Source organism: Streptomyces sp. TG1A-60 (genome assembly GCF_037201975.1).
Taxonomy (GTDB): Bacteria; Actinomycetota; Actinomycetes; order Streptomycetales; family Streptomycetaceae; genus Streptomyces.
The window spans coordinates 5,539,010-5,564,283 of the sequence record NZ_CP147520.1 but is presented as its reverse complement, the minus strand read 5'-3'; the positions used below and the strand labels follow the sequence as shown (position 1 = coordinate 5,564,283).

Below are 25,274 nucleotides of genomic sequence, written 5' to 3'. Positions count from 1 at the left end.
GGTGAGACTCAGCCCTTCCCCAGCAGAAGCCGGGCTTCGCCGACGGTGATGACGGAACCGGTGACGAGGACGCCGCCGCCGGCGAACTCCCCCTCCTCCTCGGCGAGCGTGATCGCCGCCTCCAGCGCGTCGGGCAGCCGCGGCTCGACCTGCACCCGCTCCTCGCCGAACACCTCGACCGCGAGCGCTGCCAGCTCGTCGGCGTCCATGGCCCGATGGCTGGAGTTCTGTGTGATCACGACCTCGGCGAAGATCGGCTCGAAGGCCTCCAGCAGCCCCCGGACGTTCTTGTCGCCGCTGGCCCCGACCACGCCGATCAGCCGACTGAAGTCGAACGCCTCACCGACGGCCTCCGCCGTGGCCCGCGCGCCCGCCGGATTGTGCGCGGCGTCCAGGACGACCGTCGGGGACCGCCGTACGACTTCGAGCCGCCCCGGCGACGACACCGCCGCGAAGGCCCTGCGGACCGTGTCCACGTCCAGCGGCTCCGGGCGCTGCGAGCCGACGCCGAAGAACGCCTCGACCGCCGCGAGGGCGACCGCCGCGTTGTGCGCCTGGTACGGGCCGTGCAGCGGCAGATAGACCTCGGGGTACTCGCCGCCGAGGCCGCGCAGGGTGAGCATCTGCCCGCCGACGGCGACCTGCCGCGAGACGACCCCGAACTCCAGGCCCTCCCGGGCCACCGTAGCGTCGACCTCCACGGCCTTCTTCAGCATGACCTGCGCCGCGTCCACCGGCTGCTGCGCCAGGATCACGGTCGCGTCCTGCTTGACGATCCCGGCCTTCTCCGCGGCGATCTCGGCGGGCGTCTCCCCGAGCCGGTCGGTGTGGTCGAGGTCGATGGGGGTGACGACGGCGACGTCCCCGTCGATGACGTTGGTGGCGTCCCAGGTGCCGCCCATGCCGACCTCGACGACGGCCACGTCCACGGGCGCGTCCGCGAAGGCGGCGTACGCCATGCCGGTCAGCACCTCGAAGAAGGAGAGCCGGTACTCCTGCGAGCCGTCCACCATCTCGATGTACGGCTTGATGTCGTCGTACGTCTCGATGAACCGCTCGGCCGAGACCGGCGCGCCGTCGAGGCTGATCCGCTCGGTGATCGACTGCACATGCGGGGAGGTGTACCGGCCGGTGCGCAGCTCGAAGGCGCCGAGCAGGGCCTCGATCATGCGTGCGGTGGAGGTCTTGCCGTTGGTACCGGTGATGTGGATGGAGGGGTACGACCGCTGCGGCTCGCCCAGGACGTCCATCAGCGCGGCGATCCGCTTGACCGAGGGCTCCAGCTTGGTCTCGCCCCAGCGGGTCGCCAGTTCCCTCTCGACCTCGCGCAGCGCCTTGTCGACGGCCGGGTCGGCGGGCCGTGTCGGTACGTCGGCCTGCGGCGCGCCGCCCTGGGCACGCAGGGTGCGGCTGCCGGCCTCGATCACCGCGAGGTCCGGGTCACGGTCCGTTTCGGCGGCGATGATCTCCTCGAAGGGGTCGATCGGCTCTGGCTGCTCACTGCGTTCGCTCACGGGGTTCAGTCTACGGAGGGCTGACGGCCGGGCGCCCAGTGGCTCGGGGTGCGCGATGTACGGCGACTGCGGGTGGTACGTGGCTGATCGCGCGGTTCCCCGCACGCCTTGCGGGGCCCGACCCGCCATGCTCAGCCACGAGCTGTCGTGCCGCCCGTGGCACGGGTGGGCGCGGCGGCACCCGGCGAGCACCGGTGAGCGAAACGCACCCCCGCCGAGCCAGAAGGCCCCGGCGCCTGAAAAGCACCGGGGCCTTCCACCCTCCGTACGTGAGCCGGAGAGCTATGCCTTCGGCAGCCGCTCCAGTTGCGCGGCGATGCGGGCGATGTCCTCGTCCGCCTTGGCCAGGCGGCCACGGATCTTGTCCACGACCTGGTCCGGTGCCTTCGCGAGGAACGCTTCGTTGCCGAGCTTGGCCGTGGCCTGGGCCTTCTCCTTCTCGGCGGCGGCGAGGTCCTTGGCGAGGCGCCTGCGCTCGGCCACGACGTCGATGACGCCGGAGAGGTCGAGGGCGACCTCGGCGCCCGCCACCGGCAGGGTCGCGGTGGCCGAGAAGCCCTCGCCCTCCGGCTGGAGGCGGAGCAGCTGACGGATCGCGGCCTCGTGCGGGGCCAGCGCCGTACCGTCGAGCGTGAGGCGGGCCGGGACGCGCTGGCCGGGCTGGAGGCCCTGGTCGGCGCGGAAGCGGCGGACCTCGGTGACGACCTGCTGGACCAGCTCGATCTCGCGTTCGGCTGCGTCGTCGCGGAAGCCGCCCGGAGTGTCGGCCCCGGGAACGACCACGGTCTTCGGCCAGTCGGCGATGACGAGGGACTCGCCGCCGGTCAGCGTCGTCCACAGGGTGTCCGTGACGAACGGGATGACCGGGTGCAGCAGCCGCAGCGTCACGTCCAGGACCTCGCCGAGGACACGCCGACTGACCTGGGCCGGCTCGCCGCTCGCCTGGAACGTCGTCTTGGACAGCTCGACGTACCAGTCGAAGACCTCGTCCCAGGCGAAGTGGAACAGGGCGTCGCTGAGCTTCGCGAACTGGAAGTCCTCGTAGTAGGCGTCGACCTGCTCGACCGTCTCGTTCAGACGGGCGAGGATCCAGCGGTCGGTCGCCGAGAGCTTCGAGGCCTCCGGCAGCGGGCCCTGGACCGTCGCGCCGTTCATCAGCGCGAAGCGCGTCGCGTTCCAGATCTTGTTGGCGAAGTTGCGGGAGGCCTGGACCCAGTCCTCGCCGATCGGGACGTCGGTGCCCGGGTTGGCGCCGCGCGCGAGGGTGAAACGGAGTGCGTCGGAGCCGTACTTGTCCATCCAGTCGAGCGGGTCGACGACATTGCCGAAGGACTTCGACATCTTCTTGCCGCGCTCGTCGCGGACCAGGCCGGTCAGCGCGATGGTCTTGAAGGGGGCCTCGCCGTCCATCGCGTACAGGCCGAACATCATCATCCGGGCGACCCAGAAGAAGATGATGTCGTGGCCGGTGAGCAGGACGTCGGTCGAGTAGAACTTCCGCAGGTCCTCGGTCTGTTCGGGCCAGCCGAGCGTGGAGAACGGCCACAGGCCGGAGGAGAACCAGGTGTCCAGGACGTCGGTGTCCTGGGTCCAGCCCTCGCCGGTGGGCGGCTCCTCGTCGGGGCCGACGCAGACCGTCTCGCCGTTCGGGCCGTACCAGACCGGGATGCGATGGCCCCACCACAGCTGGCGCGAGATGCACCAGTCGAACATGTTGTCCACCCAGTCGAAGTACCGCTTCGACATGTCCTCGGGGTGGATCTTGACCCGGCCGTCGCGGACCGCGTCGCCGGCCGCCTTGGCCAGGGGCGCGACCTTGACCCACCACTGCATGGACAGCCGCGGCTCGACGGTGGTCTTGCAGCGCGAGCAGTGGCCGACGGAGTGGGTGTACGGCCGCTTCTCGGCGACGATCCGGCCCTGCGAGCGCAGCGCGCCGACGACGGCGGAGCGGGCCTCGAAGCGGTCCTGGCCGAGGAAGGGGCCGTGGACGGTGATGACGCCGTGCTCGTCCATGATCGTCATGGACGGCAGGCCGTGGCGCTGGCCGATCGCGAAGTCGTTCGGGTCGTGGGCCGGGGTCACCTTGACCGCGCCGGTGCCGAACTCCGGGTCGACGTGGGTGTCGGCGACGACCGGGATGGTGCGGTCGGTCAGCGGCAGCTTGATCCGCTTGCCGATGAGGTGCTGGTACCGCTCGTCGTCCGGGTGGACGGCGACGGCGGTGTCGCCGAGCATCGTCTCGGCACGGGTGGTGGCGACAACGAGAGAGTCGTCCCCCTCTCCGTACCGGATGGAGACCAGCTCGCCGGCGTCCTCCTGGTGCTCGACCTCGATGTCCGAGATGGCCGTCAGACAGCGGGGACACCAGTTGATGATGCGCTCGGCGCGGTAGATCAGCTCGTCGTCGTAGAGCCGCTTGAAGATGGTCTGGACGGCCTTGGAGAGCCCTTCGTCCATGGTGAACCGCTCACGGTCCCAGTCGACGCCGTCTCCGAGCCGGCGCATCTGGCCGAGGATCTTGCCGCCGTACTCCTCCTTCCACCGCCAGACGCGCTCGACGAACTCCCCACGCCCCAAGTCGTGGCGGGACTTGCCCTCTTCGGCGAGCTGCTGCTCGACCTTGTTCTGCGTGGCGATGCCGGCGTGGTCCATGCCGGGGAGCCAGAGGGACTCGTAACCCTGCATGCGCTTGCGGCGCGTGAGGGCGTCCATGAGCGTGTGCTGGAAGGCGTGCCCGAGGTGCAGGCTGCCGGTGACGTTCGGCGGCGGGATGACGATGGTGTAAGCGGGCTTGTCGCTCTTGGCGTCGGCCGCGAAGTAACCCCTCTCCACCCAGCGCTCGTACAGCGTCCCCTCTACATCGGCCGGCGCGTACTGGGTCGGCAGATCGGTGGCGGGCGCTGGAGGCTGCTGCTGAGCGTTCTCGGTCACCCGCTCAGTTTAGGGGTGTCACGGGGTGGTCCCGAAACTCGATTCTTCGGTAACGGTGTGCCCCCGGCGCTTCCAGTGCCTCGCGGTTGAGCGAGTATGTCGGAACCACATAAGTATCTGGAGGGAAACCCAGAAATGAGTCACAACCAGCCGGGCCCGTACGGCGGGCAGCCCCAGCAGCCCGGGCCGTACGGTCAGCCGGGCCCCTACGGCCAGCAGCCGCCGCAGGCCGCCCCCCAGCCCGGCTACGGCTACGGCTACCCGCAGCAGACGCCGCCGCAGCCCGGCTACGGGTACCCCCAGCAGGCCCCCCAGGGCGTCCCGTCCCAGACGCCGCCCTACGGCCAGCAGCAGGCCCCGTACGGCCAGCAGCCCTACCCGACCGTGCCCCAGCCCCCCGTCTCCGGCGGTGGCGGCGGCAAGAAGGTCGGCATCGTCCTCGGCGCGGTGGCCGTCGTGGCGGCGATCGCCGTGGGCGCTTACCTCGTCATCGGCGGGGGTGGTGGAGCGGACATCGCGGACGACGGCGCGCACAGGCTGACTACGCCGGAGACTGTGCTCAGCGAGTACAAGAAGGACAACAGCAGCGGCGGTGCCTTGTCCGACAGTGACGTGAAGGACGCCGAGAAGTGGGGAGTGACCGACCCCCAGGATGTCAGCGCCACGTACGCGTCCGGCAACGAGAACAACCCGCTGTCGCAGAAGCAGCTTCACTTCAGCGGCGTCCACGGCGAGATCGAGGACCCGGAGACGGTCGTCGACGCCATGCTGGATCACATGCAGTCGCAGTCCGGGAAGGGGGACGACGACGTGAAGGTCACCATGGTCGGTGACCCCAAGTCGTACGACTCCGCCGAGGGTGCCGTCCTCAAGTGCCAGGACGCCAAGATGGAGCCCACCGACGGCAGCACGGGCGACGGGCCGAGCGTGATGAACCTGTCCTTCTGCGTGTGGGGCGACTACAGCACGCTGGGCGTCGTGATGCCGATGGACTTCGCCGACGTCATCGCGGAGAAGGCGACGGACCAGGCTGCCGCCGCGGACACCACGGCGAAGTTCCGTGAAGAGGTGCGCGTCAAGGCCTGACCTCGCGTACCCCGACGATGCGAGGACGCCCAGCGGAACACGCTGGGCGCCCTCGGTGTTGTCCACCGCCCTCGTCAGACCCCTCAAGTGGGTCGACCGAGCCGGCGTTACGCCGTCTTCTGCTCCCCCGGCCCCCGGCCGCGCGCGTCGCGCGGAATGAGCGTCGGGTTCACGTTGGAGTGGACGACGTCCGCGGTGATGACGACTCGGGCGACGTCCTTGCGGGACGGGACCTCGTACATCACGGACATGAGGACTTCCTCCATGATGGCGCGCAGGCCGCGCGCGCCGGTCTGGCGGAGGATGGCCTGGTCGGCGATGGCTTCCAACGCCTCGCGCTCGAAGTCCAGCTCGACGCCGTCGAGTTCGAAGAGGCGCTGGTACTGCTTCACCAGGGCGTTGCGAGGCTCGATGAGGATCTGGAGCAGCGCCTCGCGGTCCAGGTTGTGGACCGAGGTGATGACCGGGAGGCGGCCGATGAACTCCGGGATCATGCCGAACTTGACCAGGTCCTCGGGCATGATGTCCTCGAACTGGTCCTTGGACTCCAGCTCTCGCTTGGAGCGGATCGTGGCGCCGAAGCCGATGCCCTTCGCGCCCGCGCGGGACTCGATGATCTTCTCCAGGCCCGAGAAGGCGCCACCCACGATGAACAGGACGTTCGTCGTGTCGATCTGGATGAACTCCTGGTGGGGGTGCTTGCGTCCGCCCTGGGGCGGGACCGAGGCCGTGGTGCCCTCCAGGATCTTCAGCAGGGCCTGCTGGACGCCCTCGCCCGACACGTCCCGCGTGATGGAGGGGTTTTCACTCTTCCGCGCGACCTTGTCGATCTCGTCGATGTAGATGATGCCTGTTTCGGCCTTCTTGACGTCGTAGTCCGCCGCCTGGATCAGTTTCAGGAGGATGTTCTCGACGTCCTCGCCGACGTACCCCGCCTCCGTCAGCGCCGTCGCGTCGGCGATGGCGAACGGGACGTTCAGCATGCGGGCGAGGGTCTGGGCGAGGAGGGTCTTGCCGGAGCCGGTGGGGCCCAACAGCAGGATGTTGGACTTCGCCAACTCGATGGCGTCCTCGCGGCTTTGACCGCCGCCGTTCTCGCCGGCCTGGACCCGCTTGTAGTGGTTGTACACCGCGACGGAGAGGGCCTTCTTGGCCGCTTCCTGGCCCACCACATAGCCCTCGAGGAACTCGTAGATCTCGCGGGGCTTGGGAAGCTCCTCCCAGCGGACCTCACTGGTCTCCGCCAGCTCTTCCTCGATGATCTCGTTGCAGAGGTCGATGCACTCGTCGCAGATGTACACACCGGGCCCTGCGATGAGCTTCTTGACCTGCTTCTGGCTCTTGCCACAGAACGAGCACTTGAGCAGATCGCCGCCGTCACCGATGCGTGCCACGGTGTGCTTCCCCTTCGCCTGGGAGACGACTGGACGCTTACAAGTCCAGCGACTCCTGGTGCTGCCTTATGTCGACGGTACCTTGCCGGGCCCCTCGTTCGGGGCCCCCTTGGCACGGTTCGCTTTGACGTGCACCTTGTCGTGCACTGGGTCGAACGGTGCCACCATGCCAAGGGGCGGCAGACAATACAGCCTTTCCCGCGTCAGCGGACGCTCTCGTTGTTCATCTTCCGCGTGGAGATGATCTGGTCGATCAGGCCGTACGACAGCGCGTCCTCGGCCGTGAGGATCTTGTCGCGCTCGATGTCCTCGCGGATCTTCTCGATCGGCGTGGTCGAGTGCTTGGCCAGCATCTCCTCCAGCTGCGCACGCATCCGGAGGATCTCGTTCGCGGCGATCTCCAGGTCGGAGACCTGGCCGCGGCCCGTCTCGCTGTACGGCTGGTGGATCAGCACCCGGGCGTTCGGCAGGGCCATGCGCTTGCCCGGCGTACCGGCGGCCAGCAGGATCGCGGCGGCGGAGGCCGCCTGGCCCATGCAGACCGTCTGGATGTCCGGCTTCACGAACTGCATCGTGTCGTAGATGGCCGTGAGCGCCGTGAAGGAGCCGCCGGGGCTGTTGATGTAGACCGAGATGTCCCGGTCGGGGTCCATCGACTCCAGGCACAGCAGCTGCGCCATGACGTCGTTGGCCGAGGCGTCGTCGATCTGCACGCCGAGGAAGATCACCCGCTCCTCGAAGAGCTTCGCGTACGGGTCGTACTCGCGGATGCCCTGCGAGGTGCGCTCGACGAAGCGGGGGATGACGTAACGGGACTCGGCCGTGGGGCCCGAGTACTGGGAGCGTCCGCTGTCGTGGAGGCCGCTGCCGGGGAAGTCGTTCACTTGTGTCTCCTGGGAGCCTGAGAGGGGCTGAGGCGGTCGGCTGGGGGCGTTACGGGGGTGTGCGTGCCGGCGGGTGCCGTCACGCCTGCCCGGCCCCGGTGCCGCCGCCGCCCGGCATGCCCGCCGCGGTGGCGATGACGTCGTCGATGAGGCCGTAGTCCTTGGCCTCGAAGGCGTCGAACCAGCGGTCCCGGTCCGAGTCACGGGTGATCTGCTCGATCGACTGGCCCGTGTGCTGGGACGTGAGCTCGGCCATGCGCTTCTTGGTGTGCAGCAGCCGCTCGGCGTGGATCTTGATGTCCGAGGCGGAGCCGGCCAGGCCCGCGGAGGGCTGGTGGATCAGGATCTCGGCGTTCGGCAGCGCGAAGCGCTTGCCCGGGGTGCCCGCGCTGAGCAGGAACTGTCCCATCGAGGCGGCGAGGCCCATGGCGATGGTCACCACGTCGTTCTTGATGTACTGCATGGTGTCGTAGATCGCCATACCGGCCGTGATCGAACCGCCCGGGCTGTTGATGTAGAGGTAAATGTCCTTGTCCGGGTCGGCGGCAAGGAGCAGCAGCTGTGCGGTGATCTTGTTGGCGATGTCATCGTCGACCGGCTGGCCGAGGAAGATGATCCGCTCGTTGAGCAGCCGGTTGTAGACATGGTCGCCGAGGCCACCGCCGATGGAAGGCTCACCGGCGGCGGAGGGCATCAGATTCGTCACGTATCCACCTGCTCGTCTTACGACGGCGCCGGGCCGTCTCACGTTTCCCTGCGGAGGACTGGGCGTCCAGCCGTTCGCCGACTCCCCTGCCCTCGTATTCATGGACCCTAACGCGGTGGCCCGGCCGGTGAATCCCGCAAAGGGAACTGTTCGCTGTCAGCGCATGTGCTCCGCCGGTGGGGCCGGGAGCACCGGGTGCCCCCGCCCCGAAAGGAGCGCGGGGAAGCGGACGGGCCCCCGGGACACCAGAAGTGTCCCGGGGGCCCGTCACGGCGTCACGAGCGGAGCGATCAGGCCTCGGGGGCCTTCTCCTCGGCCTCGGCCGCAGCCGGGGTCTCCTCGGTGGAGCTCTCCGTGGTCTCGTCCTCGTCCTCGTCGTCCAGGTCGACGATCTCGCCGTTGGTGTCCTTGACGGTGGAGGACTCGACGACGAGGGCGAGGGCCTTGCCGCGGGCCACCTCACCGACGAGGAGCTGGACCTGGTTGTTCTGGACGACGGCCTGGGCGAACTGGTCCGGGGACATGCCCGAGGAGGCCGCGCGCCGCATGAGGTGCTCGGTGAGCTCCTCCTGGTTGACGTTCAGCTTCCCCTTCGAGACCAGCTCGTCGAGGACGAACTGGGTCTTGATCCCCTTGACGGCCGCTTCCCTGGTCTCGGCGTCGAACTCCTCGACCGTCTTGCCCTGGATCTCCAGGTACTTCTCCAGGTCGAGACCCATCTGGCCGAGCTGGTGGTGCTCCAGGTTGTGCTTGCGGGTGTTGATCTCGTCCTCGAGGAGCTTCTCGGGAACGGGCACCTCGACGATCTCCAGCAGCTTCTCCAGGACACGCTCCTGGGCCTGCGTGGCCTGGTCGTACTGCTTCATGTTCTCCAGGCGCTTGCGGCTGTCGCCTCGCATCTCCTCAAGAGTGTCGAACTCGGAGGCGAGCTGAGCGAAGTCGTCGTCCAGGGCCGGGAGTTCACGGGCGGCGACCTGGCTGACCTTGACGGTGACCTCGGCCTCCTTGCCGGCCGCCGAGCCGCCCTTGAGCTCGGAGGTGAACGTGGTCTCGGCCCCGGCCTCCAGGCCCTTCACGGCGTCGTCGATGCCGTCCAGCAGCTCGCCGGAGCCGATGGTGTAGGAGACGCCCTCGGCGACGCCGTCCTCCAGGACCTCGCCGTCGACCTTGGCCTCCAGGTCGATCGTGACGACGTCGCCGTCCTCGGCGGCGCGCTCGACCGGGGAGGTCGAGGCGAAGCGCTCGCGGAGCTGCTCGACCGCCTCGTCGACGTCCTCCTCGGTGACCTCGACGGCGTCGACCTCGACCTCGATGCCGGAGTAGTCCGGGATCTCGATGGCCGGGCGGACGTCGACCTCGGCGGTGAAGTTCAGCGTCTCGCCGTCCTTCAGCTCGGTGATGTCGACCTCGGGCTGGCCCAGGACGTTGAGCTCGGCCTCGTTGACCGCGTCGGTGTAGAACTTCGGAAGCGCGTCGTTGACCGCCTCCTCCAGGACCGCACCGCGGCCGAACCGCTGGTCGATGATGCGGGCCGGGATCTTGCCCTTGCGGAAGCCCTTCACCGTGACCTGCTGGTTGATCTTCTTGTACGCCGCGTCGAGGCTGTCCTTGAGCTCCTCGAAGGGCACCTCGATGCTGAGCCGAACCCGGGTCGGGTTCAGGGTCTCCACGGCGCTCTTCACGGTTCGGTCTCCTTGGGGGCTGACTTCTTTGGGTTCTGCGGAGGGCCCCTGCCGGGTACGACAGGGCTCCAGCGGATTCGCGGCCCTTGAGAGACGTGAGAGTGCAGACACACGGGCGCGCAGCTTGCATAGTAACCGCAGGCGGTACACGCCCCAAAAGGCGATCTTGCCGGTGGCGGGCGCGCCGTCCGGCACGGTGGTCGGGGTGGCGGGATTTGAACCCACGGCCTTCCGCTCCCAAAGCGGACGCGCTACCAAGCTGCGCCACACCCCGTCTGGTGCGACACGTAGGGTACATGCCCGCAGGCCGTGCGGTTACCGCTTTACCGCAGCGCGCGGGCGCGAGTCACCGAGCGCGCGGGCACGTGCGACGGCGGGCGCGGGGCGCGGTCCGGAAGGGGTGTGCGGCGGGGGCGCCCGACCCGCTACGATGCCTTCTGTGCCGCGGTCACCCGACCTGCGGCGCGAGCTGTGCGGGCGTAGCTCAATGGTAGAGCACTAGTCTTCCAAACTAGCTACGCGGGTTCGATTCCCGTCGCCCGCTCCAACGGCCTCCGGCCCGGCTTCGAGGGATTCCTCGGACCGGGCCGGAGGTCTTTCCTGCCCTGTTCCGCCGCGCACGCGGCATGGCACGGCGTGGCGTGGCATGCGCACGCTACGCATCCGCCCGGTCGCCGAGGCCTCTCGAAAGAGCCCTAGAACTGGATCGAGTTGATCGTGTCCGCTATCGAGCTCAGGAAGCGTTGGATGTCGTCGGCCATGCCGGTGGAGGCGAGGAAGAAGCCGAAGAGGATGGCGACGACGGCCGGACCGGCCTTGATCGTCCCTCCTCGCATCAGGACCACAAGGATGATGCCCAACAAGAGCACCACTGACAGCGAAATGGCCACAACAGATCACACCCTCGGTCGGTCCGCACTCCCGGCCCGGGGCGCCGACCCCACGCGCACCCCGCCAGAACCATCGTGCCACCAACCAGGCCTTCGTATGCGGCTGCTGAGGCAACGTCGGCCACGCGTACGCGGAACCCCCACGTACGCCCCCCACGCATCCTCCGCCAACAAGCCGACGCGGGGAGTGAATTCACCGTGATCGTTTCCGTGCACACACATCTCGTTCGCAGGTAATTCGAATTGTTGCCACAGACACATCGAGCGCGACAACAGGGACGGTGACGAACCAGGCATTCGACCGGAGTCGCCCGCGCACGTAATGCACCATTTAGTCCGGATTAATATGGACAGAAGGTCACGATGTCATCCGCCGTGCGGTGCGCGGACGGTGACGCTCTGCCCGATGAAGACTTCACCGAATCCGGGGTACACGAAGGTGACACGTACTCCTCAATACGGGATGCACGTCGGTGGTTTTACGAAATCGTTCAGACAGCGCTAGGGTGCCTCAGATGTTCACCGCTGCCTCGTCCCCCTCGTGCGCAGCGAGTGCTCGGACCGCCCCCCGGAGTTTCCGGCGGGAGGGTCTGTGACGAACTCGCTGCGACCGCACGGCCAGCCCAGGACGCCCCTCCCCCCGGCACAGTCGTCGGCGGACGGAGTGACGAGTCCACGCTCGCTGAAGTCCTCGTCCCCCACCCCGCGCCGAGTGACGCCTCCCCGGAGGCCAGACCGGCCAAACAACGAGACGCGTTCTTCGACAACGCCAAGTACCTCGCCATCGTGCTCGTCGCGATGGGCCACGCGTGGGAGCCGCTGACCGACCACAGCCGCGCCGCCGAGGCGCTCTACATGGTCGTGTACACGTTCCACATGCCGGCGTTCATCATCATCTCCGGCTATTTCTCGCGCAGTTTCGACATGCGCCCCGACCGGCTCCGGCGGCTGGTCACCGGCATAGCCGTGCCGTACGTCCTCTTCGAGGTCGCGTACTCCCTCTTCAAGCGGTACGGCGACGACGACCCCACGCACTCGATCAGCCTGCTCGACCCCTGGTACCTCACCTGGTTCCTGATCGCGCTGTTCGTGTGGCGGCTGACGACCCCGCTGTGGAAGGTGGTGCGCTGGCCGATCCCGGTGGCGCTCGGCATCGCCGCGCTCGCCTCCGTCTCCCCCGACATCGGCGACGACCTGGACCTGCAACGCGTCCTGCAGTTCCTGCCGTTCTTCGTCGTGGGCCTCTTCATGAAGCCCACACACTTCCAGCTCATGCGGCGCCGGGAGGTGCGGATCCTGTCCGTCCCGGTGGCGGCGAGCGCGCTGGCGCTGGCGTACTGGGTGGGCCCGCACATGAACTCCGCGTGGTTCTACCACCGCGACAGCGCACAGGAGCTGGGTGCGCCGTGGTGGGCCGGCATCGTCATGACCTTCGCGCTCTTCGGCTGCTCGATGGCGCTCACCGCGTGCTTCTTCGCCTGGGTGCCCCGGCGGAAGATGTGGTTCACCGTCCTGGGCGCCGGCACGCTGTACGGCTACCTGCTGCACGGGTTCGTCGTGCAGGGCTCGCGCTTCTGGGGCTGGTACGACGCGAACGCCTGGGTGTACCAGCCGCTCGGTGAGCTCTTCGTCACCTTCGTCGCGATGGCCGTCATCACCCTGCTGTGCACCCCGCCGGTGCAGCGGATGTTCCGGTTCGCCATGGAACCGAAGATGGAGTGGGCGTTCAAGCGGGACGCCGCGGAACTGGCGCGGGAGCGCGGGAAGGTCGGGACCAAGGCGTAGGCCCGCCTTCGGCCCTCGTTCGGGCGCGGCTGCGCTACGCCTCCTCGGCCGCCGGTTCGTCCGGCAGGCCGAGGAGGTTTCGCATGTGGGCGTACTTGTGGGTCAGCCGGGTGCGGGTGGGCTCGTCCAAGGCGGCCAGCCGGGCCGGGTCAGCGTTGTGCGCGAGGTCCGCCCGCTTGACGAGGAGGGCGCCCGGGGTGGCGAGGACACGGGCGGCGTACTCCTCCGGAGGCTCGCCCGGCCGTTTGGTGAGGGCCAGCACGATGGCCTTCGTACGGGCGGTCAGCGGGGCCTCGGCCAGCCACTCCTCGGTGAGGGCGTCATCCTCGACGGCGTCGTGCAGCCAGGCTGCCGCGATCTGCTCCTCGTCGCCGCCGCGCGCCTTCACTCGGTACGACACCGCCTGGAGGTGCTCGGCGTAGGGACGACCCGCCTTGTCGGTCTGGGCGGCGTGCGCGGCACGGGCGAGGGCCTCTACTTCGGGGAGGGAGAGGGAAGTTCGGGGCATCGGATGGACCGCCTGAGCTCGGGAGGACGGGGCTGGCCGGCGAGTGCGGGTTGGTCGTGATTTACTGTGCGGTCCCCCCCGCCCCTTTCGGGGCGCCCATGCGGTCACCTGGCCGCCGTGGAGCCCTCGCGGCATATGAGCAGGAGGGCACGGTCGTCGTTGACGTCCTTGGCGACGGCCTCGATGAGATGCCAGGCGGCGCCGTGGAAGCCGCCGGCGACATAACGGTCGGCCTCGCCGGTGAGGCGGTCGATGCCCTCGACGATGTCCCGCTCGGAGGTCTCGACGAGGCCGTCGGTGAAGAGCATCAGGACGTCCCCGGGGCGCAGGGAGCCCTTGACCGGGTCGAACTGGGCGCCGTCGTACACGCCCAGGAGGGGGCCCTCGGCGGACTTCTCCTCCCAGCGGCCGGTGCCCGCGCTGAGCTGGAGGCCCGGGGGGTGGCCGGCGGAGAAGAGCTCGTAGTCGCCGGAGTCGAGGTCGAGGACGAGGTGGATGGAGGTCGCGAAGCCCTCGTCCCAGTCCTGGCGCAGCAGATAGCCGTTGGCCGCCGGGAGGAACGCGTGTGGTGGGAGCGATCCCAGCAGACCGCCGAAGGCCCCGGACAGGAGCAGGGCGCGGGAGCCCGCGTCCATGCCCTTGCCGGAGACGTCGGTGAGGACGACTTCGAGGGTGCGACCGCCGTTCGTACGGGCGGCGACGACGAAGTCGCCGGAGAAGGACTGGCCGCCCGCCGGGCGCAGGGCCATCTCGCGGTGCCAACCGGCGGGCAGCTGCGGCAGCTTGCTCTGGACCCGGATACGTTCCCGCAGGTCGAAGAGCATGGTGCCGCCGCGCCGCCAGGGCACGCCGACGCGGCTGCGGAACTGGGCGATGAGGAGGCCGAAGAAACCGCAGGCGGCGACCACGAGCACGGTGCCCGGCGTCACCCGGGCCGGTCCCTCGGTGTAGGGCCCGAGCTGCACGGACTCCACGATCAGCGCGGTCGCGGCGACCGCGTACAGGCCGAGCAGACTGGCGGGGCGCAGCAGGAGGCCACCCGCGACGATGGGGAGGACGAGGGCGGCGGGTGAGAACCACACCTCGTCGACCATCGTGAGGCAGGTGATCACCGGGATCATCAGGAGCAGACCGGCCAGGGCGATCCAGTCGGAGCCGTCTCCGCGGAAGTAGTCGACGGCGGATTTGCGCACGCCGGTGCGGGCCCGGTGAAACAGCTTCTTCATCCGGGCCGGGAACGTATCGGCCGCCGCGCGCCGCTCTCGTCCTGCTGCCATTGATTCGGGACCTTATCCATCGGACCAGCCCCTGTGCACAGGAGGTCCCACTTGTCCCCCTTCCGAGGGCCGGTTCACGACGAATCTCACACAGATCTCACACGGGAACGCGCTTTTCGGCCCCCGTGCGCCCTCCGTGCGGCACCGAAAAAGGATCCCACGTCGACCGGCGACGCGCGGAGGTAATTCACTCGCTCGTAACGAATCGCCCTGCTAGGCATGGCGTATGACGACTGAGCTGCGGGCACTGCGCAGGGAAGACTGGAACGTCTGGTACGACAACCTCGTCCGCGCCTTCGGCGGGGTTCCCGAACCGGCCGAGGAACGCGAGGTGTGGCGGACGCTCACGGAGTACGACCGCTCCATCGGCGCCTGGGACGGCGACCAATGCGTGGGCACGGCCGGGGCGTTCGACTTCCGTCTCACGGTTCCCGGCGGCGCCGAGGTCACGGCGGCGGGCGTCACGATGGTCGGCGTCGCGGCCACGCACCGGCGGCGGGGCGTTCTGACGTCCATGATGCGGCGGCAGTTGGACGACATTCGCTCCTGGGGCGAGTCGCTGGCCGTGCTGACCGCGTCCGAGCCGGTCATCTACGGCCGGTTCGGGTACGGCCTCGCCACGCACCGGCTCGCCGTCGAGATCGACACCGCCCGCGTACGGCTGTCCGTGCCGCCCGGCACTGACGACGTACGGCTGCGGTACGCGGACCCCGCCGAAGTCCTCGACGCGTGCGAGGCGGTGTACGCCCGCCGGGTGCCGGAGCGGGCGGGGATGCTGGCGCGGCGGCCCGGCTGGGAGCGGGTGGAACTGCTCGACACGGACCAGCACCGGGACGGGGCGTCGCCCTTGCAGTGCGTGGTGGCCGAGCGGGCCGGCGGCGAGGGGGGCGGCTCCGGTGTGATCGGGTACGCGCGGTTCCGGATCAAGGCGGACTGGGGGCCGAGCGGGGCCGACGGGATCGTCCAGCTGAGCTCGTTGGAGGGCGTGGACCCCGCGGCGCGCGCCGCGTTGTGGCGGTTCCTCTTCGACATCGACCTGACCTCGAAGCTGGTCGCCCATCGGCTGCCGGTGGACGAGCCGGTGCTGCACCTGGTGTCGGACCTCCGTCGGTGCGCGCCACGGGTGAGCGACGACCTGCATCTACGGCTGGTGGACGTCGGCGCCGCCCTCCGGGCGCGGACATATCAGGCGCCGGTGGATGTGGTGTTCGAGGTGGAGGACGTCTTCTGCCCCTGGAACGAGGGGCGTTGGCGGCTCACCGGCGACCCGAAGGGCGCGATCTGCGAACGGACGGCCGACCCCGCCGACCTCTCCCTCTCCGTACGGGAGTTGGGGGCGGCCTATTTGGGCGGTGTGAGTCTCGCGTCCCTGGCGGAGGCCGGGCGGGTGCGGGAGCTGCGGCAGGGAGCGCTGGCCGAGGCGTCCATGGGGTTCTTCGCGTCGGGACCGGCCCCCTGGCTGCCGCACGGGTTCTGAGGAACCTGTCCGGCCTTCCCCTCGTCGCCGGGAGGCGTCCTCGGGTCCGCGCCCGGTGCGGCGAGTCGGGGGGCTCCTCCCAGGCCGGTGTCAGCTCTGTTGGCAGGCCGGGCACCAGAAGAGGTTGCGGGCGGCGAGATCGGCGGTGCGGATCTCCCCGCCACAGAGGTGGCAGGGGAGTCGGGCCCTGCGGTACACGTACACCTCGCCGCCGTGGTCGTCGACGCGGGGCGGGCGGCCCATGGCCTGCGGGGTGTGCTCCGGGCGGACGGTGTCGATGCGGTTGTTGCGCACGCCCTCGCGCATGAGCATCACCAGGTCGGCCCACATCGCCTCCCATTCACGGGAGTTGATGTCCTTGCCCACGCGGTACGGGTCGATGCCCTGCCGGAAGAGGATCTCCGCGCGGTAGACGTTGCCGATGCCCGCGATGACCTTCTGGTCCATCAGGAGCGCGGCGATCGTCGTACGGCTGCGGGAGACACGGGCGTACGCCCGCGCGGGGTCGGCGTCGGGGCGGAGCGGGTCCGGGCCGAGGCGGGCGTGCACGGCCCGCTTCTCGGCGTCCGTGATCAGGGCGCAGGTCGTCGGCCCCCGGAGGTCCACGTACGACGTGTCGTTGCGCAGCCGCAGGCGGACGGTGTCCGTGGGCGGGGGTGCGGGTGCCGGACCGAAGTCGACCTTGCCGAAGAGCCCCAGATGGATGTGGACCCATTCCTCGGCGTCGGCGTCCCCGAAATGCAGGAAGAGGTGCTTGCCGTGGGCCTCGGCGGTGGTGAGGGGGCTGTCCGTGAGGAGGGCCGCCGCGTCGGTGAACTTGCCCTGGGGGCTCGCGACGTGGGCTCTCCGGCCGCCGAAGTGGGCGAGGTAGTCCTCGGCGAGGCGGTGGATGGTGTGCCCTTCCGGCACGGTTGCCTCCGGCGGTTCGGCAGGGGGTGGGGGTGTCGGGGGTGCGTTTCGGGTGCGGGTGGGTGGGGGCTGGTCGCGTAGTTCCCCGCGCACCTGAAGACGGGGATTCGCCCCTGTTTTTCGTCTTGCAGTGGCGCGGGGAACTGCGCGAGCGACCACGGGCTACCCGCGCCGACGAGTCCGCTCTCCCCAGCTCCCGGGCGAGAACCCTACGGCTGAGGGTGGTGCGCCGGGATCGGCGGGAGGTCGCCGGTGGTCTCGTACGCCGCCAGCATGTCGATACGACGGATGTGGCGCGCGTCGCCGGAGAAGGGCGTGTTGAGGAACGTCCCGACGAACTCGGTCGCGTCCTCCTGGGAGTGCATGCGGGCGCCGACGGCGACGACGTTGGCGTCGTTGTGCTCACGGCCCAGCGCGGCGGTCTCGGCGCTCCACGCGAGGGCGGCGCGAACCCCGGACACCTTGTTGGCGGCGATCTGCTCGCCGTTGCCGGAGCCGCCGATGACGACGCCGAGGGACCCGGGGTCGGCGGCCGTACGCTTCGCCGCGCGGAGGCAGAACGGCGGGTAGTCGTCCTGGGCGTCGTAGATGTGGGGCCCGCAGTCGACGGGCTCGTGGCCGGCGGCCTTCAGCCACTCGACGAGGTGGTTCTTGAGTTCGTAGCCGGCGTGATCCGAGCCGAGATAGACGCGCATGATCCGAGTGTGACACGCGGGATTCGGTGCGGCGCTACGGGGTGCCGACCCTCCGAGCCGTGGGCCGCACCACGAAACCCGCAGGGCCCCTTTCCAAAGGAGTCACGGCGTCGCCGCTGGGCGAGGCCGGACTCCGGTGTCACTTCTCGAGCAGCTTCCACGCTGTCGGCAGCAGGCCCATGGCCAGCACGACCTTGATCGCGTCACCTATCAGGAAGGGGACGAGGCCCGCCGCGACGGCGGAGGAGAGGGTGATGTCGGCGGTGGCGGCGAGGTAGGGGACGCCGACGGCGTAGATGATCACCTCGCCGACGAGCATCGTGCCCGCCATACGCAGCGTGGAGCGGTCGGCGCCGCGGCGGGCCAGGGCACCCACGGCGGCGACGGCCAGGATCATGCCGAGGATGTAGCCGAAGGAGACGCCGACGCCGGAGGTGCCGTTCGCGAACCACGGCACGCCGAGAAGGCCGGCCAGCGCGTACAGGGCGAGCGCGGCGACACCGCGGCCCGCGCCGAGGGTGGTGCCGACGAGCAGGGCGGCGAAGGTCTGGCCGGTGACCGGGACCGGGGAGCCCGGCACGGGCACGGCGATCTGGGCGGCGAGCCCGGTGAGCGCGGCACCGCCGGCCACGAGCGCGATGTCGCGGACGCGGAAGGCGGGCAGGCGGTCGGCGAGGACCTCGCCGGGGCGGACTGACGGGGCGGCGGTGCTCATGTTCGGGCTCACTCCGGCGGGTGAAGACGGCGGAAACACGGCGACGCTATCCCAGCCTCCGCGCGCCGGGCACCGTCAGCGCTCGACAAAGGCGGGAACGACGGCTTGGTTGCCTTCACACAAAGGATGCGGGTTACACCGGGTAAGGCGTGACGCCGGCCACTGAGGTGAGGTGGCCTCTGTCACGCGCGGGCGCCAGGGTGGCGTCTGTAGGGTCTCTCCAATCCGGCGGCAGGGCCTTCGAAGCCGGCTCCGTAGCCGTGCGGACACGGCTGGCACCGGACGCGTCCGGATAACGGACGGCTTCTTCGTGCGAACGGAGGGGCCACCCAGACTGTGGGCGTTTTTGCCCGTCTCGCCCCCATTGGACGAACCACGCCCACGCCCAGCACCCCGGTCAAGGCTCCACAAGAGCCGGACGCCTCCCTCTCCCACGGCCTCAAGCGGCGCCACCTCTCGATGATCGCCCTCGGCGGGGTCATCGGCGCGGGCCTCTTCGTCGGATCCGGGGCGGACATCGCCGTCGCCGGTCCGTCGATCGTCGTCGCGTACGCCCTCTCCGGGCTCCTCGTCATGCTGGTGATGCGGATGCTCGGCGAGATGTCCGCCGCGTGCCACTCGTCCGGCTCGTTCTCGGCGCACGCCGAACGCGCGATCGGGCCGTGGGCGGGCTTCGCGGCCGGCCGGTCGTTCTGGGTGCCGCTCTGCACGGCGGTGGGTTTGGAAGCCATCGGCGCCGCGAAGATCGCGACAGGCCGGCTCCCGGGCACGCCGGAGTGGGCGTGGGTCGCCCTCTTCATGCCGGTCTTCCTCGGCACGAACCCGGCGGCCGTCGGACACGCCCGGCAGAGGGCGCGCGCCGACCGCTGACGCGCCCGCGGGCACACGCGGATTCAGGGCCCTCGCACGGAGGACGGACGATCGGTCCGCGCGAGGACCCTTCGGCGCACCTGGGCACACCCACACAGCGTTTTGCTGTTAGCGTGCATTTGCAAGCATGTTGCAATAAGAGTCGAGGGGGACCCCATGCCCGTCTACACGCTCCCTGAACTGCCGTACGACTACGCGGCACTCGCCCCCGTGATCAGCCCCGAGATCATCGAACTGCACCACGACAAGCACCACGCGGCGTACGTCAAGGGAGCCAACGACACACTGGAGCAGCTCGCCGAGGCGCGGGACAAGGAGACCTGGGGCGCGATCAACGGCCTGGAGAAGAATCTGGCCTTCCATCTCTCCGGCCACATCCTGCACTCCATCTACTGGCAGAACATGACGGGAGAGGGCGGCGGTGAGCCGCTGGAGAAGGACGGCGTGGGCGAACTCGCGGACGCCATCGCCGAGTCCTTCGGCTCCTTCGCGAACTTCAAGGCCCAGCTGACCAAGGCCTCGGCCACCACCCAGGGCTCCGGCTGGGGCGTACTGGCGTACGAGCCGCTGAGCGGGCGGCTGATCGTCGAGCAGGTCTACGACCACCAGGGCAACGTCGGCCAGGGCTCGACGCCGATCCTCGTGTTCGACGCCTGGGAGCACGCCTTCTACCTCCAGTACAAGAACCAGAAGGTCGACTTCATCGACGCCATGTGGGCCGTCGTCAACTGGCAGGACGTGGCCCGGCGTCACGAGGCCGCCAAGTCCCGCGCGGATGTCTTGCTGCTCGCCCCCTGAGGCAGTGACCGGGATGCCCTGCTCGTGATCGTCTTCTCAACCTTCACCGGGCAGGCAGAAGAAGGGGGACCCCCGCGAGGGCGTGACTCGCGGGGGTCCCCGTCTTCCGATCGCCGGAAAACGCCGCGGCGGGACGCGTTCCGGTCAGACGATTTCCTGCCATTTCGCCCTATGCTCCCGTTTTCCGGCCGGATTCCCGATCCGGCCGACCGGACCGGGAGGTCGCATGCCGAGTTACAAGTACTGCCCCCCTTGCGGAGGACGCAAGCCCCTCGCGTTCCATGAGGCCGACAAGGAGGTGCGGCAGTACCTCAAGTCCCTGGGGATGGACCCGGCCGGCTGGTGGCGTTGCGGCAACCGCGGCGAGAAGGGGCGCTGCCTGTGGGTCCAGCCGTACGGCAACCAGAGCAAGGGGCTGACCCTCCCCGAGTCCTTCAGGTGACCCGGCCGATCACAGGTTGCTGAAGTCCGGGCCCTTGGTGCGGGTGCGCTTGATCTCGTAGAAGCCGGGGACGGAGGCGACCAGGAGGGTGCCGTCCCAGAGCCGGCCGGCCTCCTCGCCCCGGGGGGCGGGGGTGACGACGGGGCCGAAGAAGGCGATCTGCTCACCGTCGGCGCCGGGGACGGCGATGACCGGGGTGCCGACGTCCTGGCCGACCTTGTCGATGCCCTCCTTGTGGGACGCGCGCAGCTCGGCCTCGTACGGGGTGTAGTCCCAGTGGTCCATGAGGGAGTCGGGCAGGCCGACGTCCTTCAGCGAGGCGGCGACGACGTCCTTCTCTATGCCCTCGCCCCGGTTGTGCACCCGCGTGCCCATGGCGGTGTAGAGGTCGCCGAGCACCCCGGCGCCGTGCTCCTGCCGCGCGGCGATGACGACCCGCACCGGACCCCAGGCCTTGGCCTCCAACAGCTCGCGGTACTCCTCGGGAAGTTCGTCGAGCTTGTCCTCGTTCAGCACCGCGAGGCTCATCAGGTGCCAGCGGACTTCGATGTCCCGGACCTTCTCCACTTCCAGGACCCACCGCGAGGTCATCCACGCCCAGGGGCACAGGGGGTCGAACCAGAAGTCGACGGGGGTCTTGCCGGACGTCTGCTCGGACATGGTTCTCCTTGGAGGTTCAGCCGTTTCAGCTGGCAACACCGACGGCCGGGCGTGTCATTCCCGACTGCCCGCCGTCGGGCGCGCATGGCAGGATCGGCTCCGTCCGCATACTGAACACCACCCTGAGGGAGTGCCGCCCGTGCCCGGTGAGAACCTGTCCCGTGACGAGGCCCGGGAGCGGGCCGCGCTGCTGTTGGTCGACGGTTACGAGGTCTTTCTCGACCTGCGGTCCGCCGTCGGCGCGTCCGGTGACGAGCCGCGCACCTTCCGGTCGGTGACAACCGTCCGCTTCCGCTGCGCCGACCCCGGCGCCGGCAGCTTCGCCGACCTGATCGCGCCGAGCGTGACGGCCGTCTCCCTCAACGGCCGGGACCTCGACCCGAGCGAGGTCTTCGACGGCGCCCGGATCGTCCTCGACGACCTGGCCGCCGACAACGAGCTGGTGGTGGACGCACGGTGTGCCTACTCCCGCACCGGCGAGGGCATGCACCGCTTCGTCGACCCCGAGGACGGGGAGGTCTACCTCTACACCCAGTACGAGCCGGCCGACTCGCGCCGCGTGTTCGCGAACTTCGAGCAGCCGGACCTCAAGGCCCCCTTCCGCTTCGAGGTGCGCGCGCCGGAGGGGTGGGCCGTGTGGAGCAACGGGGTCGGCGAGCGGACGGACGGGGTGTGGCGGTTCGCGGAGACCAAGCCGATCTCGACGTACATCACGGCGATCGCCGCGGGCCCGTACCACTACGTGACGGACTCCTACGAGCGCGTCTTCGAGGACGGTACGCGGCTGGAGATCCCGCTCGGCGCGATGTGCCGCAAGGGCCTCGCACCGCACTTCGACTCCGACGACGTGTTCCAGATCACCAAGCAGGGTCTGGACTTCTTCCACGACCACTTCGACTACCCGTACCCGTTCGGGAAGTACGACCAGGCCTTCGTGCCCGAGTACAACCTCGGCGCGATGGAGAACCCCGGGCTCGTCACCTTCCGTGAGGAGTTCATCTTCCGCGGCAAGGTCACCCAGGCGTCGTACGAGCGGCGGGCGAACGTCATCCTGCACGAGATGGCGCACATGTGGTTCGGCGACCTCGTGACCATGGTGTGGTGGGACGACCTGTGGCTGAAGGAGTCGTTCGCCGACTTCATGGGCTCCTTCTCCATGGTGGAGGCGACGCGCTTCACCAACGGCTGGATCACCTTCGCCAACAACCGCAAGTCATGGGCCTACCGGGCCGACCAGCTGCCCTCCACCCATCCCGTCACGGCCGACATCCGCGACCTGGAGGACGCGAAGCTCAACTTCGACGGCATCACCTACGCCAAGGGCGCGTCCGTACTGAAGCAGCTGGTCGCGTACGTGGGGCGTGAGGCCTTCCTGGAGGGCGCCCGGCGCTACTTCAAGCGGAACGCGTACGGCAACACACGTCTCGGCGATCTGCTGTCGGTCCTTGAGGAGACCAGCGGGCGGGACATTGCGTCCTGGTCGCGTGCGTGGCTCCAGACGGCGGGGGTGAACTCCCTGACTCCACAGGTCCTGTTGGACAGGGACAGCCGGATCGACGAGCTGGCCGTGGTGCAGGAGGCCGCCGAGTCGCACCCCGAGCTGCGGCCCCACCGGGTGGCGATCGGCCTGTACCGGCGCGCGAGCGGCGACAAGAACGGCGCGGGCCGGTTGGAGCGGTATGCGCGGGCCGAGGTGGATGTCGACGGGCCGCGTACGGTCGTGGCCGAGCTGGCCGGGGCCGAGGCGCCGGAGCTGGTGCTGGTCAACGACGACGACCTGACGTACTGCAAGATCCGTTTCGACGCGGCGTCACTGGACACGCTGCGGGCCGGGCTCGGGGACGTCTCCGACCCGCTGGCGCGGGCGCTGTGCTGGTCGGCGCTGTGGAACCTGACCCGGGACGCGCTGCTGCCGGCGCGGGACTTCGTCGACCTCGTGCTGCGGTTCGCCGGGCGGGAGTCCGACATCGGGGTGCTCCAGATGCTGCACGCGTGGGCCGACTCGGCGCTCACGCACTACGCGGCTCCGGCGTGGCGGGAGACCGGTGGCCGGCTGCTGGCGGAGGGCGCCCTGCGGGAGCTGCGGGCGGCCGAGCCGGGCAGTCAGCACCAGCTGACCTGGGCCCGTTTCTTCGCCTCGGTGGCGTCGGGCGAGGCCGATCTGGCGGTGTTGCAAGGGCTGTTGGCCGGAACAGAGAAGGTCGACGGGCTGGCGGTCGACCAGGAGCTGCGCTGGGCCTTCCTGGAGCCGCTGGCCACGCACGGCGTCGCCGACGAGGCCGTCCTGGCGGCCGAGCTGGCCCGCGACGACACGGCTTCCGGCAAGCGGCACCAGGTGCGGTGCCTGGCGGCCCGGCCGTCCGCCGCGGTCAAGGCGCAGGCCTGGACGTCGGTCGTGGAGTCGGACACCCTGTCGAACGCGCTGGTCGAGGCGACGATCACGGGCTTCTCGCGGCCCTCGCAGCGGGAGTTGACCGCCCCCTACGCCTCCAGGTACTTCGAGGTGATCGAGCGGGTGTGGGCCGAGCGGTCCATCCAGATCGGGATGGACGTGGTCCGGGGGCTCTTCCCCTCCTTCCAGGACTCCCGGGCGACCCTGGACGCGACGGACGAGTGGCTGGCCGCGCACGCGGGGGCGGCGCCGGCCCTGCGGAGGCTGGTGCTGGAGGCCCGGGACGACCTGGCCCGGGTGCTGCGCGGACAGGCATGTGACGCGGCGGCGGAGGCTGCGGGGTAACTGCCGTGGCACTCCCGCGTTGTTGCACGTCGGCACGGCTGCCCGCGGCCGGACGGGCGGGGGCGACCGGGTTCGGGGTTACGGGATTCGGGTATGCGGAGCCGTAACCTTTTCCGGTCCTCGTCCGGACCAGCGACTATCGACAGTCGAACGCACGTACTTTAGTGCGTTCTTGTCCGGATTTGTCGACAAGCGTGTAACAGCGGTTCATGGGCGGCCCCGGAGCGGGAACCTCCGGGGCATGACCCACAACACCCCGCTCTCCCCTCGCCCGCTCCACCTCTCGGACGTCACGCGCCGGGTCCTGACCGCCGCGCAGTTGCGCGCGCAGGGCGTCACCGCCGCCGAGACGAACGAGCGGTGCCGGCCCGACGGGCCCTGGCAGCAGATTCTTCCGGGCGTCTTCCTGCTGCACCCCGGGCCGGCCACGTCCGAGGAGCGGCTGCACGCGGTGCTGTCGTACGCGGCCCGCTCACCGTTCCGTGAGACGTCCGCCGGGGCCGCCGGAGTCCCTGCGCAGCCGAACCCGGACGAGCCCCGCCAGGCGCCCCGCTACCCGGACGCGGTGATCACCGGACCGGCCGCCCTGACGCTCCACGGGTTCACGTCCGCCCCCCGCTTCCCTCCTCCGACGCGGTCGACGTCCTGGTGCCGCGGATGCGTCGGCTGCGGAACGCGGGATGCGTGCGGATCGTCCGTACAGCCGACATGCCGACCCCGTCGTATGTGACGGGTCTGCCCGTCGCCCCCGTGCCGCGCGCGCTGGCCGACGCGGTCGCGGAACTCCCGGACGCGGGCGCCGTACGCCGGCTGCTGACGGAGGCGGTGCGCGGCGGTCACACCGAACCCGCGGCCGTGGTAGGGGAGTTGAAGAGGGCGCGGCTGCTGAGCCGACCGCATGTCGTCGACGCCGTGGAGTCGTTGCTCGCGGAGGGGCGGGCGATCGCGGAGGACCACCTGTACCGGCTGGTCCGCGAGTACGCTCTTCCCGACCCGGTGTGGAACGTCGACCTCCGACTGCCCGGCGGCCCTCACCTCGGCGGGCTGGACGCGTACTGGCCGGAGCAGGCCGTCGCGGTCGAACTGGACACCCGCGCCCCACGCCAGGAGGACGACGCCCTGTGGTCCGAGTACGCCCGCAAGCGCGAGCTGCTGGAGCGGCTCGGCATCACCGTCGTCCACATCACTCCCAGGAAGCTCCGCGACTGTCCGGAGCAGCAGGCGGCCGTCGTCCGAACCGCCCTGATGGCGTCGTGCGACCGTGATCCGGCCGCGTACGTCGTGGTGCTTCCCCGGTGACCGGGTAACCCG

General features: G+C 69.7%; 18 protein-coding genes, 2 tRNA genes and 3 pseudogenes. 9 read left to right on the top strand and 14 right to left on the bottom strand.

Annotation, left to right across the window (positions count from 1 at the left end; translation table 11 throughout):
* Window positions 1–8 precede the first annotated feature (8 nt).
* Together WBG99_RS24140 and WBG99_RS24135 are read right to left on the bottom strand one after the other, a co-directional pair.
* The gene (locus tag WBG99_RS24140; protein WP_338898308.1) at window positions 9–1,514 is read right to left on the bottom strand and encodes a folylpolyglutamate synthase/dihydrofolate synthase family protein; all 1,506 of its coding nucleotides are present in this window, start codon (window positions 1,512–1,514) and stop codon (window positions 9–11) included.
* Between the two features lie 282 nt (window positions 1,515–1,796).
* Window positions 1,797–4,448 (bottom strand): valine--tRNA ligase, encoded by a 2,652-nt coding sequence (locus WBG99_RS24135; RefSeq protein WP_338898307.1) that lies wholly within the window; start codon window positions 4,446–4,448, stop codon window positions 1,797–1,799.
* A gap of 135 nt (window positions 4,449–4,583) precedes the next feature.
* Between WBG99_RS24135 and WBG99_RS24130 the strand changes: the two genes are divergently transcribed.
* Complete coding sequence (locus WBG99_RS24130) at window positions 4,584–5,534, top strand: hypothetical protein (protein ID WP_338898306.1); 951 nt, start codon at window positions 4,584–4,586, stop codon at window positions 5,532–5,534.
* Between the two features lie 107 nt (window positions 5,535–5,641).
* On the opposite strand, the gene clpX is transcribed toward WBG99_RS24130, so the two are convergent.
* The 5 genes from clpX to WBG99_RS24105 all read right to left on the bottom strand — a co-directional run bounded on the left by clpX (window position 5,642) and on the right by WBG99_RS24105 (window position 10,474).
* A complete protein-coding gene (gene clpX, locus WBG99_RS24125) occupies window positions 5,642–6,928 on the bottom strand; it encodes an ATP-dependent Clp protease ATP-binding subunit ClpX (protein ID WP_338898305.1) in 1,287 nt (428 codons plus the stop codon).
* A 203-nt stretch (window positions 6,929–7,131) separates the two neighbouring features.
* The gene (locus tag WBG99_RS24120) at window positions 7,132–7,812 is read right to left on the bottom strand and encodes an ATP-dependent Clp protease proteolytic subunit (RefSeq protein WP_338898304.1); all 681 of its coding nucleotides are present in this window, start codon (window positions 7,810–7,812) and stop codon (window positions 7,132–7,134) included.
* A gap of 79 nt (window positions 7,813–7,891) precedes the next feature.
* Window positions 7,892–8,506 carry an ATP-dependent Clp protease proteolytic subunit gene (locus WBG99_RS24115; protein ID WP_338900468.1) on the bottom strand — a complete coding sequence of 205 codons (615 nt, stop codon included), beginning with the start codon at window positions 8,504–8,506 and terminating at the stop codon, window positions 7,892–7,894.
* A gap of 302 nt (window positions 8,507–8,808) precedes the next feature.
* The gene (gene tig, locus WBG99_RS24110) at window positions 8,809–10,200 is read right to left on the bottom strand and encodes a trigger factor (RefSeq protein WP_338898303.1); all 1,392 of its coding nucleotides are present in this window, start codon (window positions 10,198–10,200) and stop codon (window positions 8,809–8,811) included.
* A gap of 197 nt (window positions 10,201–10,397) precedes the next feature.
* A tRNA-Pro gene (locus WBG99_RS24105) sits at window positions 10,398–10,474 on the bottom strand.
* A gap of 199 nt (window positions 10,475–10,673) precedes the next feature.
* Between WBG99_RS24105 and WBG99_RS24100 the strand changes: the two genes are divergently transcribed.
* Window positions 10,674–10,747, top strand: a tRNA-Gly gene (locus WBG99_RS24100).
* A 148-nt stretch (window positions 10,748–10,895) separates the two neighbouring features.
* Here the strand turns inward: WBG99_RS24100 and WBG99_RS24095 are convergent.
* Window positions 10,896–11,090, bottom strand: coding sequence for a hypothetical protein (locus WBG99_RS24095; RefSeq protein WP_338898302.1), 195 nt, complete (start codon window positions 11,088–11,090; stop codon window positions 10,896–10,898).
* 592 nt (window positions 11,091–11,682) lie between these two features.
* Here WBG99_RS24095 and WBG99_RS24090 point away from each other — a divergent pair.
* Window positions 11,683–12,875, top strand: a pseudogene (locus WBG99_RS24090) (acyltransferase family protein).
* A gap of 34 nt (window positions 12,876–12,909) precedes the next feature.
* Here the strand turns inward: WBG99_RS24090 and WBG99_RS24085 are convergent.
* Entirely contained in the window at window positions 12,910–13,383 is a 474-nt protein-coding gene (locus WBG99_RS24085) for an HD domain-containing protein (RefSeq protein WP_338898301.1), read from the bottom strand.
* 104 nt (window positions 13,384–13,487) lie between these two features.
* A complete protein-coding gene (locus WBG99_RS24080) occupies window positions 13,488–14,660 on the bottom strand; it encodes a PP2C family protein-serine/threonine phosphatase (protein WP_338898300.1) in 1,173 nt (390 codons plus the stop codon).
* 226 nt (window positions 14,661–14,886) lie between these two features.
* Between WBG99_RS24080 and WBG99_RS24075 the strand changes: the two genes are divergently transcribed.
* Window positions 14,887–16,137 carry a GNAT family N-acetyltransferase gene (locus tag WBG99_RS24075; protein ID WP_338898299.1) on the top strand — a complete coding sequence of 417 codons (1,251 nt, stop codon included), beginning with the start codon at window positions 14,887–14,889 and terminating at the stop codon, window positions 16,135–16,137.
* A gap of 90 nt (window positions 16,138–16,227) precedes the next feature.
* Here the strand turns inward: WBG99_RS24075 and WBG99_RS24070 are convergent, their stop codons facing one another.
* From WBG99_RS24070 to WBG99_RS24060, 3 genes are all read right to left on the bottom strand, one after another.
* A complete protein-coding gene (locus WBG99_RS24070; RefSeq protein ID WP_338898298.1) occupies window positions 16,228–17,046 on the bottom strand; it encodes a DNA-formamidopyrimidine glycosylase family protein in 819 nt (272 codons plus the stop codon).
* Between the two features lie 209 nt (window positions 17,047–17,255).
* Window positions 17,256–17,741, bottom strand: a complete 486-nt coding sequence (locus tag WBG99_RS24065; RefSeq protein ID WP_338898297.1) for a ribose-5-phosphate isomerase — start codon at window positions 17,739–17,741, stop codon at window positions 17,256–17,258.
* A 139-nt stretch (window positions 17,742–17,880) separates the two neighbouring features.
* Window positions 17,881–18,456: a biotin transporter BioY gene (locus WBG99_RS24060; protein ID WP_338898296.1), complete on the bottom strand. Its 576-nt coding sequence runs from the start codon at window positions 18,454–18,456 to the stop codon at window positions 17,881–17,883.
* 363 nt (window positions 18,457–18,819) lie between these two features.
* Here WBG99_RS24060 and WBG99_RS24055 point away from each other — a divergent pair.
* From WBG99_RS24055 to WBG99_RS24045, 3 genes and pseudogenes are all read left to right on the top strand, one after another.
* Window positions 18,820–19,290, top strand: a pseudogene (locus WBG99_RS24055) (amino acid permease); the annotation flags it as partial.
* Between the two features lie 192 nt (window positions 19,291–19,482).
* Window positions 19,483–20,124 carry a superoxide dismutase gene (locus WBG99_RS24050; protein WP_338898295.1) on the top strand — a complete coding sequence of 214 codons (642 nt, stop codon included), beginning with the start codon at window positions 19,483–19,485 and terminating at the stop codon, window positions 20,122–20,124.
* Window positions 20,125–20,350: 226 nt separating this feature from the next.
* A complete protein-coding gene (locus tag WBG99_RS24045; protein ID WP_338898294.1) occupies window positions 20,351–20,566 on the top strand; it encodes a hypothetical protein in 216 nt (71 codons plus the stop codon).
* A 9-nt stretch (window positions 20,567–20,575) separates the two neighbouring features.
* On the opposite strand, the gene WBG99_RS24040 is transcribed toward WBG99_RS24045, so the two are convergent.
* Window positions 20,576–21,226, bottom strand: a complete 651-nt coding sequence (locus WBG99_RS24040; RefSeq protein WP_338898293.1) for a DsbA family protein — start codon at window positions 21,224–21,226, stop codon at window positions 20,576–20,578.
* A 139-nt stretch (window positions 21,227–21,365) separates the two neighbouring features.
* On the opposite strand from WBG99_RS24040, the gene pepN reads away from it, so the two are divergent.
* Window positions 21,366–23,963, top strand: a complete 2,598-nt coding sequence (pepN, locus tag WBG99_RS24035; RefSeq protein WP_338898292.1) for an aminopeptidase N — start codon at window positions 21,366–21,368, stop codon at window positions 23,961–23,963.
* A 241-nt stretch (window positions 23,964–24,204) separates the two neighbouring features.
* Window positions 24,205–25,262 (top strand): annotated as a pseudogene (locus tag WBG99_RS24030) (hypothetical protein).
* Window positions 25,263–25,274: the final 12 nt, after the last annotated feature.